Annotated in this window: 6 protein-coding genes; all 6 read right to left on the bottom strand. The window is 48.8% G+C overall.

Annotated features, from left to right (window positions below; all coding sequences use genetic code 11):
• Window positions 1-18: 18 nt before the first annotated feature.
• From Pelsub_RS08170 to Pelsub_RS08145, 6 genes are read right to left on the bottom strand one after another with little or no spacing between them, the layout of a single operon-like run.
• Window positions 19-1,563, bottom strand: a complete 1,545-nt coding sequence (locus tag Pelsub_RS08170) for a sensor histidine kinase (protein ID WP_116224217.1) — start codon at window positions 1,561-1,563, stop codon at window positions 19-21.
• A gap of 23 nt (window positions 1,564-1,586) precedes the next feature.
• Complete coding sequence (locus tag Pelsub_RS08165) at window positions 1,587-2,918, bottom strand: C69 family dipeptidase (RefSeq protein WP_116224218.1); 1,332 nt, start codon at window positions 2,916-2,918, stop codon at window positions 1,587-1,589.
• Between the two features lies 1 nt (window position 2,919).
• Window positions 2,920-3,603, bottom strand: coding sequence for a (d)CMP kinase (cmk, locus tag Pelsub_RS08160; RefSeq protein ID WP_116224219.1), 684 nt, complete (start codon window positions 3,601-3,603; stop codon window positions 2,920-2,922).
• A 15-nt stretch (window positions 3,604-3,618) separates the two neighbouring features.
• The gene (locus tag Pelsub_RS08155; protein ID WP_116224220.1) at window positions 3,619-5,331 is read right to left on the bottom strand and encodes a hypothetical protein; all 1,713 of its coding nucleotides are present in this window, start codon (window positions 5,329-5,331) and stop codon (window positions 3,619-3,621) included.
• The gene (locus Pelsub_RS08150) at window positions 5,321-7,861 is read right to left on the bottom strand and encodes a DUF2298 domain-containing protein (protein ID WP_116224221.1); all 2,541 of its coding nucleotides are present in this window, start codon (window positions 7,859-7,861) and stop codon (window positions 5,321-5,323) included. The genes Pelsub_RS08155 and Pelsub_RS08150 overlap by 11 nt, the downstream gene beginning before the upstream one ends.
• A gap of 6 nt (window positions 7,862-7,867) precedes the next feature.
• Window positions 7,868-13,165 (bottom strand): DUF2298 domain-containing protein, encoded by a 5,298-nt coding sequence (locus Pelsub_RS08145; protein ID WP_116224222.1) that lies wholly within the window; start codon window positions 13,163-13,165, stop codon window positions 7,868-7,870.
• Window positions 13,166-13,168 lie beyond the last annotated feature (3 nt).

Here is a 13,168-nt window from a genome sequence, read left to right as displayed (position 1 = left end):
TCCCGCCTGATTTTATATCTAATCACAACAAAGTAATTGTAATATATATTTCGTACCTTTGCCTAATTCGCTTTCAACCATCAAATCCCCCTGATGAAAGCGCGCAATCCGATAGACCAACGATAAACCGGGGGAATTTTTGTCTGCGAAGTGATTTGTTGCCAAATTTTCAATATCAATTTGGGAAATTCCCCGGCCCGCATCCTGGATGCTTATTATCCACTTATTCCCATCCAACTTCTCCCCTACCAAAACGCTGCCACCTAGATGGGAATTCTGAATCGATTGTTTCAGGAGATGATATAAAGCAGAAATTACCATGACTCTGTCCACCAGAATGACCTGATTCTCCGAAGTCATTTGTTTTCCAAAAGTCACTTGTTTTTGCCTGGCTTCCGCTTGAATTAAAGTCAAGGCTTTCTCCACCAACTCGCCGGGGGTGCATTCCTGGACCTTTAATCCACCTTCCTGAACCATGCGGTTCACATCCAGTAAATCGGTTGTCACCGCGGCAATCTCATCAATGCCATCCTGAATTAATTGCAGGTATTCACTTTGCTTGGGGTTTAGCTCACCTACCATGCCCAGTAATTTTGAAAAACCCTGCATATTGATCAGCGATCCGCGGAAATCGTGGTTGATGGTATCCATCATCAATGTTAAATAAGCTTGTTTGCGATTGAAGACAGTATCATCTTCTAAAAAGAGTATGGCTGCATCAGGGAATGCCGTCTCCTCTAGTTTTTCCCCTGTGATCTGGTAATGCCGGTCATCGATATCGATTTCCGCCTGGATATTTCTCTCAGGCAATCCCAGCCAGTTAAGGACAGTTGCGTTCTGACCGATACTTTCGACCGCGCCGTTAAAGATTTTCTCCGCGATAGGGTTGGCATATAAAACTTTTTTATTCTCACCTAACAGAACAACAGGTACATTGACCATAGCCAGCATTTTTTCAAAAACCACTGCGCTATCTCTTTTTGTGGTTGCCCGGCCAAAGTTAGCGCAAATCAACTCCAGAATATTACCAAACTGAGTTAACTTTTCCAATTCATATGTAGTGAATTCCTTGATCGCCTCAAAGGAAATCCAAAGATAGCCGTCCATCGCATCGGATGTCAAAAACCGAAATGCTCCAATTGCTCTGGGGTATGGCTGCTCCGGCGTGAATTTTATTGAGTGAATTTTGGAAGTATCGTTGATGACTAGCTGGTCTTTATCCCGCAATTGATCAATGATTTGTTCATCGAGGTAAGCATAACCCTGCGAATAATCACCGTGAATGGACTTGATCTGCCGCAGAACATTAAAAGGCCCGCGTTGGTGCACTAAAACCCGTAAACTGCTGCAACCGGGCATTTTATATTCTCGAACAGCCACGTCCAGACATTGTTGGAGACTATCCGCGTGAAAAAAGCCATCCAGAATTTTATCTTTCAGTGTCAGCGCTTTGAGTTCTTGATTTTGTCGATTCAGGGAATTGGTTAAATGCTGTAAATAACCCCTTAATTCGGGATCTTTGACTGTATCAATATCAAACGCACTGTTGGTTTTCTTTGGCACTACCTGCTCACTTATACTTCATTTTATACCGGGAATTTCGCCTTGCCGTTATATTTATGCCACTCATAATCATAATATGGGGCGTTTTTCCTCGTGATTTTCTGCAACCTGACTTGTTCGGTCCAATCTTGCGTTAAGGCTGCCGCTTCATGGAAAGCCTGATCGGAAATTTCCTTCTTTTCCTGTTTGGAAGACTTTGTATTCTGCAGTGCAGTTTCCATCCATTTGCGTTCAAAGTCGTCACGCCCGGGTCGGATCATACGCGAACGGGTATAAAAATCTTTCAGGACTTCACGGTGCAGCAGCTCATGCTGCCACCAAATGGAATTGGCGTCATATTGCCCGCCCGGTTTTATCCCGATGTTTTCCGGCAATCCCGTTTCTATCCAGATGGGCTTAAACAAACTCAAACATGGCGCCGAGGTGCCCGTAGCCAGGTGAAGATCCCCCGCTTCGCTCAAACGGCAGACCAACGAAGCCACACTTTGACTGGCCCGCACCGGGCCAAAGCCTTTGTGCACACAGACTGTCCATTCCGTCAGGGAACGATCGGTGCCCCAATGGGATTGGCCGGTATGATGCGTACGCAGCATATCCAGCATGGAGAAACCATCGATTTCACCGGCATGATCGTTGAGGTACGCATATGAACAACTGCGGCGTTTAGCTGCCTGGCTGAAATTTGAATATATCGTATCGGAATAACAATTGGCGAAATGAAAATCATCCCTGCCCTTGCACCAACCCTTGTCAATGGCTATCCGCACTAAATCGTCAGAAGCCAGGTCCCATTCCGCTCCAATGGTGATTTTGTTGGATATGGTATAGAAATCCTTGACCTTCCTGGCCGCCCACTGCTCTCCGGCTGTTTCCAGCACCCAGGCATTGGTACGATCGGCCATCAGAAAGCTATTGTGGTAGTACAAAGCATGATCGACACTGCAATTTCCGCTCTGTCCGAAATCCTGTAATAAACCGATGATAATGTGCAAGGCCTCTTCAGCGCTGGCACAGCGTTCCAGTGCCAGGCGCAGGATATCCATTCCTATCAAGCCGGGTTCTTTTCCCGGCTTTAACCTGGTGAATACCGCCTCATTCCCGATAGCCACGCCCTTTTCATTGACTCCCATCTCCGCGCCCCACATCCAGTAAGGTTTGGAGAGTAAAACACGATACGTATGCGCCGCCTGGGGAATTTCGATATACGTGCACTGAACCTTTTCACCGGCAGCATAATCCGCAGCCTCGACTATTTCGAGGTATTGAGCTTCATTGACATCCCGGTCGGAATTCTTGGCAAAGTAAACTTGATGGTCTTTGGTCACGTTTCCCAGGGCAACAGCCGTATCGCACATATTATCCCTTCTTCAGCGCTAATTGGTAGATTTCTTCGACAACTTCATCCTTGCTCTTGCCATCCGTGACAATCTCAACAGCGTCTTTCGCAGCTACTAAAGGCGCGACCGCGCGGGAAGAATCAGTCTTATCGCGTTGGATCATGTTATCCAGAATTTGCTGGTAGTCTGCGCTACCTTTCCGCTGCTTATCTTCGTTATACCGGCGCCGGGCTCTTTCCTCCACGGAAGCGATAAGGAAGACTTTCAGATCCGCATCCGGAAGTACCACTGTGCCGATATCGCGCCCCACCATGACCACACTGCCCCTTTGTCCGAATAGACGCTGCTGCTCGGTCAATACCTTTCTGACCTGCTTATAAGTGGAAATCTGAGAAACATTGTTATTGACGTAATCCTTGCGAATTTCCCAGGTAACGTCCTGCCCGTCAACAAAAATATCATTGCTGCGGCCATCCGCCGCGCTGGGTTTCATGATTTCAATCTTGATCTTCGCAGTTAGATCAGAGACTGCTTGTTCATCATCAATATCCAAACCGGCTTCTACCGCAGCCCAGGCAGCCGCCCGGTACATCACACCCGTATCCAGAAACAAATACCCCAAACGATCCGCCAGGCTTAAACCTACGCTGGTTTTTCCGGAGGCCACCGGCCCATCAATTGCTATGTTCTTTGCTGTTGCCAAATTAATTACTCGCTCTCAAAAAGTATTTGTAAATAACGTCTTATTAACCCAAACGAAATTGGTTTCTCGCATCATTTGTCCCTGCCTGAAAATCAACCAGAACCAGTAATCCATATCGGAAAGGCTCTTGACCGGCTGCCAAATCCACAAGGGATAGCTGGAAGCATTGAAATCCTGGCCATAATATCCATCCGCGCTGCCGCTGTTCAGTCCATCACGGGAATCTGTAATCAGAACAGCCAAATGTTGATCAGTTGTCACTGATTCTAATTCCTCCACCTTGAACTTTTGGGAAATTTCCCACTCAACCGCGCTGTTGGATGGATTGATAAATCCGACTGACATATCCAAACCGCTGCCAGTTCTGTCCAGATTGGCATTCCAGATAATATCTTCAACCGTCTGCGCGCCTTCAAAATACCCATCCCACAAGATCTCTCCGGCCGGATTGCCGTTCAATCCCAGCGAACGCCAGGAGAAGGCAATTTGGAAAACCAGAAACACTAAAATTAAACCGCAGCGCAGTGCCGTCAGGGCCAGCGGGACAGTATCGTTATATGCCATGAACAGCACTACCATGGCAATCATCGCAAGAAGCGAAATTGTCGAAAGCAGGTTGCCCACCAGATCCAACCCATATTGGATCTGATAAATCAACATTACCACAGTCAATGAGAGGCTGACCAACAGGCAAACTACGATGAGGGTATAGATCTTTATTTTCACGGAACTGAGATAGGCTTTTAATTGATCCGCCAACGCACTCAAATTAATCGCCGCTATCACCCACAACAGGCTGCTGACCCAAACCAGATCAAGGACTTGATGTCCGGGATTTACGGTAACCAAAATCAGGGCCAACAAACTAATCAGGATTAGGTAGGGGAAATGTTTTCGGCCTTCCGCGGAATGAGTCGGAAAGAATAAACAGAGAATACCCAGCGGAACATAACTGACCAAAGCAATGGGAAATAACTGCGGACTATTGCCTAAAGCATAGGGCTGCCCCCAGTTTGCGAACATGGCAAATATATCATTCAGGCTGTCGGATAACGGTATTTGTAAGAGGAACAAGACCAATACCAGTCCGGCCAGCACAATCAGTATTGTACGGATATTTTCCCGAATGGATTGCCGGATTGCCAGGAATAATTTCTTTATCGAGGTTGTTTCTTCTTGCAGATATAAAACCAATGCGAAGATCAACCCCAAGCCAAGCGGATAAAGGACTGCTCTTCCGGAAAACATGAAAGCCAGGAAGACCAAGACTCCTGAAAAATATTTACCACGATGGAATAGACCCAGGCTAACAAGTAAGGTACAAAAGGTCAGCAAGCTGCTATTAAGTTGTAAGGAAGCTGCACTGCCAAACGGATCCAAGGCAAACAGGGTCGATAAAATCAGTGCCGGTCTTTCACCTATCCAATCCTCAAACAGCAGCGGCGTCAGGGTCAGCAATGCACCGGCGAATATCAACCAAAGACGCACAACCAGGCGCCCGCTGCCGAATAGGTCCATCAGCGGCAGGGTCAGTAGTTGATATAAAAGTGAACCGCGGCTGCTGGAAGCTATTCCATCTCGCGTAAGTCTCAGCAGAATATCGGCTTCAGGCTGGGTAATAGCCAACCGTCCGGCAGCAAACAAACGTAAACCCAGAGCAAGCAGGAAGATTCCCAGGTAAACAAGATGCTTCATCTGCAATTTCGGTAATGTCTGATTATTCTCCATCTAAACTCACTTCCGCCCAGGAATATATGACAGCATCCTGGTTGCTGAATTCTTCCTTCATGTGGTTGGCAAACTTGCTTTCACGAACCTGATAAAGGCTGCGCTCCATGCTGCCGATGAAGACATAACGGATATCATAATCTGACAGAATTTGTCTGGCCGTCTCCCAATCATCGGTTTCGTACAATATTTTTATATCGCTTTCTCGGCTGCCCATTTCTGTTCCGCCGCCGCGCCATTGTAATTCATGCCCCAGCCATCCCAATACCGCCGGATAACCGCTCAGTTTGGATACCCGCCCATAGCTGCTGTAACTACCGCCAACGGCCTCCGCTACATTTCCGTATGGCAATGTATCCAGGTATTCAATAGCCTGCATATCCAGCGAGTTGGATTGGGCATAATACAGGTTCCCATCCAGCGACCATTCAATATTCCGGAAGGAATTGGTCTTGTCCAGGATACCAAATGCCGGATATACCAGTCCAACACCGATAACCAGTACAGCAGCGCTTGTCAACAATCCCTTGCTCCGGCCAGATTTCAGGAAAATCAGCCCGCTTACTGCATATGCCGCAGCCAGCGACCACAACATCCATACCTGAAAATAGAATTTAAAAATGGTATTCATACGCCAGCCAAATTGGTCGCGTAAATAGAAGAATTCCGGAAATATCGCCAGCAGCGCACCCATCAGGATAACCAGAAAGACAAAACACTCTGAAGAACGCTGTGCCGGTTGCCCTATTTCTCCTTCAGCCGGTTTTTCCTCAGGTTGATTGAAAAGGTACGTCCAGATAAGGGTAATCGTCAATAGCAGCCCTAATACCAATACCGGTTGGGTGAAGAATTTCTGGATGGTAAGGGTAATCAGTTGGCCGTTGGACTGCGCGTCATACACGCCTAATAAGCTTTGGTTGGCAGAGAGCAATAATTGAATATCCTCAGCCTTCCCGTTTCCCAAAGCGGATAATAATTGTGGTCCAATTTGAGCCAGCGTAGGAATCATCAACGCCAAAACAAGTAGCACCAGGCAGATGATTAAACCCACTAGAAAAGTATTCAGCCATTTTCGCCAGGGGAAATTCTTACGGACTTTGGAAATCAGCCATGCCAACAGTATCATGACTTGCGGGAAGAACATCACCAAAAAATGTACCGCCCGTGTGTGGAACACCAGGCTGGGCAATAATCCGCCCGCCTGCGAGGATAGACTGACCAGGAAGGGAAAATAGAGGAATATGCATGCCACACCGAATGTAACGGCAAAGCTGAAAAACTTTATCCAACTTGCCCTGCCCCAACCTTCCAGGTTTAAGACAGGAACAACAAAAGCTAAACAGATTAGTCCGAAGTAAATCGGAAAATCCCAGGTATTCAAGAACAACAGGCTGCCGGTAGTCAGCGCCAGAAACCACAACATGGGATTTTTGAAATAGACTAGCAGTTGAGCCTCTTTGCTTCCGTTGGCAACCGAAAAGCGCAGCACATAAAAGGCAGCGTAAAGCGCCAGCAAGACGTAGGGCATGGCCAACACATGCGGATGCAGATCGGCCAACAGATAAGAGAAGAACGGGAACTCATCGATGATTTCGCGGGATTGCCCAGTAATGGTGTAATCCTGCAGCACACGCGAAGCGCGCCACCACCACGCCCCACCCATGCGGCTGGGTTTCCAATCCAGGGGCAGGCTGGGAGCCTGGGTTAAATCCTGGATGTCCAGCCACTGCCAGAAACCGGAAGCAGTCCTGCCGTCCGCCTGCTCCTGCCAGAAAATACCGCGGGAATGCAGCATCTCTAAAAATCCTTCGCCATTGCTGACTATTAGGATAAACAAAGGCGCCAACAGCGAGACCAACAGAATTTGCCGCAGCTTTTTTCGGTCAATCACCTGCCCCAAGTCTTGTGCTTTTTGGATCAATAGATTGACCAGCAAGCCGGATGAAGTCGAGGCGGTTAATGCGAAAGTCATGGCAATAGCCAGGTTGAAAGCCGTTCCGGAGGTTGTGCCCAGCAGGTGCATCAATGCGGCTACGATCAAATAGCCGAAGTAGTAGTAGGAAATGGCATAGCCTGAAAGCCAGGGATCATTGGGTGGGAAAGTTGGTGATTGATAGATGCCGTTAATAAAAGCCAGTTCCATGGGCTTTTCCGTACCCACAATCTCCGGGTTGGTGCCCCGCACGACAGCCCAAACCAGAAAAGCAATGAAAAAGACTGTTTCCTGAAAAATCAGCATGCGCCGATTTTCTTTTAACCAATTACGGGAATGGTCTACCCCGAACCGTTTAACCATCAAAGATGCCGCAACCACCAGCAGCAAAATCGCGCAGACCACACCGACGCGGTTATTCGCCAGCAGCCCGCTCAGGTTTCCCAGCCAAAACAGATACCCCCACAATAGCAGTCCGACCACTTTCGCAACCGAAAAGCCCCGGTCAAAGGCGTGTTTGAAAATCGCGGCACACAACGGAAATGCCAGCCATCCTAAAATTGCTATGAACACGTACCACAACAAGAAATCAATCATAACTTTCTACTCAATCACCTGATAAATTGCGGTCTGCTGGTAACTGAACACTTTGTTCCAAAGCCGGCCTTCCTGCTCTTCGAATTTCGCAAGTTGATCCTTGGTAAAAAGTGAACGTTCCAGTTGGCCAACCACAATATAACGGATATCATACCGATTAATTATCTCTTCGCAGCGATCCATATTATCGGTTTGGTAAAACTCATTGACATCATTGATACGTTCGTACACCCAGTCGCTCGAGTTAATCGCGCGCTGCTGGCGCTGGTGCCAGTTCCAGCCAATCACGCCGGGCAGGCCTGTATAAATTGTATAGCGATTTCCCCAAAGGTATTCACTCACATTCGCTTCCAAAATAACCGGAGATCCCTGGATATTCTCCTGCATCCAGCGGATACCGGCATAATCCTGCGACAAGTCCATGGTCGTGTCGTTCTCGAAATAGGTGGAGTACTTCATGTAATCCATGCCATCCAGTGTAAGCGGGGTGGCATCGCTGATGCGATCGGTGATCTTATCTGCGCTGGCCAGTACCGGGAAAAGTGTAGTGGAAAAGAGCAGCAGGCCAAGCATTACCTGCCAGATAATACTGTTGTTGGGATGCCATTGCTTTATAACGTGCGGAACCAGTTTGTAAAGGAAGAACGCCGCGCTAAGGGAAAGGAACGTCCAAGCCTGCAGGTAGAATTTAAAGACGGTGTTCATGCGCCCGATATCCCCGCGAATGGCAATCAATTCAACCATCAAGGTCAAACCCAGCCCAGCCAGCGTTACCAGAATAACCAACCGGGTGCTTTCGTCGTAATTGGGCCGGAAGAATAACAAAACCAGCAGCAATACCGCCGGCGCAATCACCAGCACCACTTTCACGCCGCTGAACGCCAGCACCAGGACTGCTCCGATGATCAAAACCACGGCTGCGGTGATCCAATTACGCCGCTCATAAACCGGCTTTAGCGCCGAAACAGGTGTAATAGCCAGCCATTCGTGCATCTCCCGGATGGCAAAACTATAGATGAGAAAAATAAACATGCCCCAATGGGTCAGATAGGAACTGATGGGGGTACGGTCGCCCTCCCAAATATTCACAGCGGAATAGGCCTGCCCGAACCAATACGTGAAGGGATAATAGAACAGGTAAGTAGCGCCGATAAAGAGCGCTTCAATCAGGAAAAACCACATTACCCTGCGCAAGCCATCATGCAGGTATGGGAAAAACTTATCCGGCAGAGACGCGTAGCGGAACAGTACGTAGCCCAGTACCAGGACGGCTATAAACAGAAAGACGGGATAATCCCAGGTATTAGTCGGTTTCAGCGTTCCAATAAACAACGCGCCAGCCGCCAGTTGTAAAAATGCGTATCCAATCTTCCGGTTACTTAGATGATTTTTAAGCAGCGCTTGCAGCCAGCATAGCACCAGAATGGTAATGGGGTATGCGAACATGTGCGCGTGCGGATCACCATACAGGAATGTGAAATAGGGAAATTCCGTGATGGGTTCGCCCGGAATGGTACGGCTGGGGATCCAGTACCAGTCGCCCGGATAGTAAGTAAATCTATGCCCTGTGAAATACAGGCGGATGCCTTCAAAGAACCAGGCCAGGCGTTCGAACACGCTGCCGGTTGTCAGGGTAATACCGGCCGTGGCAATCTTTTGAAAGCCCTGAAAGATCATTTGGATGGTTCCCAGGTTGCCCACTATCAACACAAAGAATGCCGAAGTCAGCGCCAGCCCCAACGGACCGCCAAACACGCGCTGCCAGAAAGTTAAGCTTTGTGGCTCACCCTCCCCCGCGGGTTTGCCCAAGCTGGGGAACAGGTTCCAACCAAAGCAAAAAGCTGCCATAGCAGTGAATGAGAAGAAAGTGGGCAGGATCAGGTTATATGCAATCGAGGGCACAATGCCGAGCAGTTTAACCGGCATAGCCGCCAGCACAAAACCGTAATAATAGTAATTAATGTAACCGCCTGCGTACCAGGGATCATAAGGCGGAAATGTATCGCTTTTCAATACCGCGTTGAAGTAAGAAAAGTCCATGGGCTTTTCGCCGCCCTTGTAAGGATGCCATAAATCCGGGTTCCCCATGCGGATTAGCAGGAAGTACGCGAAGAATGCCAACGCGGCCAGTTCGACGGTCAGGAAAAGCTTACGGTTCTGTTTAATCTCCGTCAGGATTTCCGCGCGGTTGCGCCAACCCAGCCAAAGATTGAGTAACAACAAACCGGACAGCACTGCCAGGACAGTCCAACGCGTGACGGACACACCCGCCGAACCCAACCACCAAACACCCAGCGCCCATATGATCAATCCCGTCAGTTTTAGCAGCGGGAAACCCTTATCAGCTAGCCCTTTGAAGATAATACGCCCGCTGGGGTAGAAAATCCAACCCAACAAGGTGATGGTCAAATACCAGACCAGTACACCCAGGAAAGGATATTTATTCTGGAGCGCTTCATAATCGAATAACGCGGACCAAGTTCCTTTACTTTGCATGCGCGCGAACTGCTCATCGCTCAACATCAGATCGCCCTTGTACTTCTCGGCGTCTTCCGGAGTCATTGACTGGATTTTGTCCAGGTCCACCCGGTAAAGCGTATCCACTGCGGCATTCAGATCAAAGCCGGCGGTCTTCTTGAAGACCATTACCTTGGGGTGATCATAGACGGTGAAAGCTTCTTCGGCAAACTGCGAGTTGAAATCAATTCCGAAAATCTCCGGATTGGATTGGTAAACTGCTTCCAGCTCGTAACCCAACTCACCGGCCATCATGCCCGGTTGAGCTACCCGATAACAATACTGCACATCCTCAGTAGCACAACCAATCAATGCCTTATAGAAAAGCGTTGTTAAAGGATACTGCTCCGGCAGTTGGGTAACGCTGCCCCATTGCCGGTTGGAAGTAATGATGATGTAGTCGGCTTGATCCAGAATGGAAATAAAGCGTTGGCGTTTTTCTTCGTTATCATCCCAATACATCTGGAAATTCAGATCGGATTGATAAACCCCGTCAAAGTTATCAAAGGGATTGAGCCCATACATATACAGAGGCAGGGTATCATCCCAATCGGATTCCTTGGCCGGTTGGCTGCCAGCCACCAGGACTCTGGCATCTGCCCCTTCAACGCGAATTGTCAGGCCGTAAGATTGCCCTTCCTTCAACTCAAGCGCTTGGTTTAGCTGGATCAGCGTGTTGCTACCGCGGTAATCCTCCCCGCCGGTGAAGTCGCCGAATACTATGCCTTTAGCCAACACAGCGCCGCTGTTCTGGTCGGTTACAGCCACTTGAATGCCGATAGCAGTACCGGCCGTTTCCATGTCCAGTACGCGGTACAGTTCGATTGCAGAAAGCTCACTATCGCGTTTGGCCGTAAAAGAAAACGCATATGGCTCGCCATCGGTCAAAGCCGGCGCAGCTTCAAAGACCGCCTGGCGCAGGGATTCACCCGCATCATTGGTTAAATTCAAGCCAATCGAGCCAAACAAATTCAAGCCGGTGTCACTTTCCTCTGGCAAAGCTGCCACTAATTCATAGGTTTTCCCCGCAAAAAGCGGTACGTCTTCATCCAACACAATGTTGAATTCGCGGCCGCGCGAATCATTATCCTGTAAAAAGCTGTCGCTAAGGTTGCTTTCAACCAGTACCTCTCCCGTACCTAAATCCCGAATGGAGACCGGCAGCAGATGCAGGGTTTCCGTGTAAACCGTGGTGATGATGTGTTCGAAATTGATCGCCGAAAGAGAACTATCCTCCTGCGGTTGGAAACGCACGCGGATTTCACCGCCCGGTTCGAGCGCGAACGCGTGCGAGTAAGGCAGCGCCTGGATAAAATAACCCGTATCGTCGCTCAACTGCAAGTTGATGGCGCCTTCGATGTTGTCGTAAATCCACTCGCTGGCCGCGATACGCGTCATGGGTTTGTGGTAAATCTGAATGAACGCCAAAGCCCAACACACCGTTCCGGCAATCAATACAATCGCTGCGATAGTTTTGAAAACGCCCGTCAGTTTTCTACGGGCAGCAAACCATCCGTTCTGATCCAATTGAATATATGCCTGCCATAAACACCAGGCAGCCACAACTGCCAAAACCGGGTAAACCAGCAGAAAATAGCGCATGGTTGGGTTCCAACGTACGGCCTGGAAAGTGGTATAGAAAACCGTCCAGAACCAAATCAGCGAATACTCGCGCCATTCTCCTTTGACAATTTTCCAACCCATCCAAAGCAATCCACCGACTGCAAAAATAGCCATGGGAAGGCCAATACCCCAAATTGTCAGGTTCTTCAGTGGGAACCAAACTGAACGCCGCGCCCACTGCATGGACGGCGGGTAGTTGCTGATGCCGGAACTGAGCACGCTTAATTCCTGCAGGTCAGAGATCCATTCTTTATTTATTGCGAGACCAAAGAAACCGGGCCCCTGGAAGGCATACGGTTGAAAAATGCGAAAAGTCAGAAAAGAAACGACCGCTGCGACTAACATAAAATGGAAGCGGCGGGTCCAAGCGGAAGATGAAGACCGTAAAAATCCTTTGGAATCTTTCAGAAAAACTGCCAACGGCAGCAGAAGAGCAATCGCCAACGCATTGATCTTGGAAGCGCCGGCTAAACCCAACATGACACCGAATGCGACATAAGGCGCTAAATCGGGCCAGTTCAACTTCAACCACTGCCACAGGTTGGATGGCCGCACCAGCGAAGACAGCGTCTCCTCCCTCTTCAGTACAATCACTGCTGCAAGGAAAGCCAACATGGCAAAGAAAGTGGTGAAATTATCGACAATAAAGTAATGCGATATCTGGATGGGCAGCGCAGAGCAGGCATACAACAATGCCGCCAGCCAGCTCGGCCAAAACTTACCGAACAGCCGTTTGCCAATGAAGTAAACCACCAAAACAGTACCCAAATCGAATAAACCGGAAAGGATACGGCCCAGGATGTAAATCTTGCCATACCCGCTCATGTTGAACCATTCGCCGGCATAACGCACAATCACGATCGGCAAGTCGCCATATACAAACAAGGGATATATCTGGTTGCCGTTTACGTCGCGTACGTTATGCGGATTGAGCGTAGAACTGCTGGTATCGAAATATTCCCTCAGACTATCCACGGGGGTAAGCGAATTCTCCACCATAGTCAGAAAACGTTCATCCGGGTGCAAGTGGAAATCCTGATCCCATTCTATCCCCGTAAAACGCAGATAGGCGCCCAGGGCCAGGACTGCGATAAGCATGATCAGGTGCAAGCCTTTCGATGCAGCCAGCTGTCCCATTTTTGTTTGCGCTTTGGTCATATTCATTGT

Origin of the sequence: Pelolinea submarina (genome assembly GCF_003966975.1) — a bacterium.
In the GTDB taxonomy this organism is placed as follows: Bacteria; Chloroflexota; Anaerolineae; order Anaerolineales; family Anaerolineaceae; genus Pelolinea; species Pelolinea submarina.
Note: the sequence above shows the minus strand (reverse complement) of the source record. Positions and strands in the feature narration are given on the sequence as shown.

Coding starts and splice junctions, on each gene's coding strand:
- Pelsub_RS08145 (WP_116224222.1), bottom strand. CDS start 13,165: ATGAATATGACCAAAGCGCAAACAAAAATGGGACAGCTGGCTGCATCG.
- Pelsub_RS08155 (WP_116224220.1), bottom strand. CDS start 5,331: ATGGAGAATAATCAGACATTACCGAAATTGCAGATGAAGCATCTTGTT.
- Pelsub_RS08150 (WP_116224221.1), bottom strand. CDS start 7,861: ATGATTGATTTCTTGTTGTGGTACGTGTTCATAGCAATTTTAGGATGG.
- Pelsub_RS08165 (WP_116224218.1), bottom strand. CDS start 2,918: ATGTGCGATACGGCTGTTGCCCTGGGAAACGTGACCAAAGACCATCAA.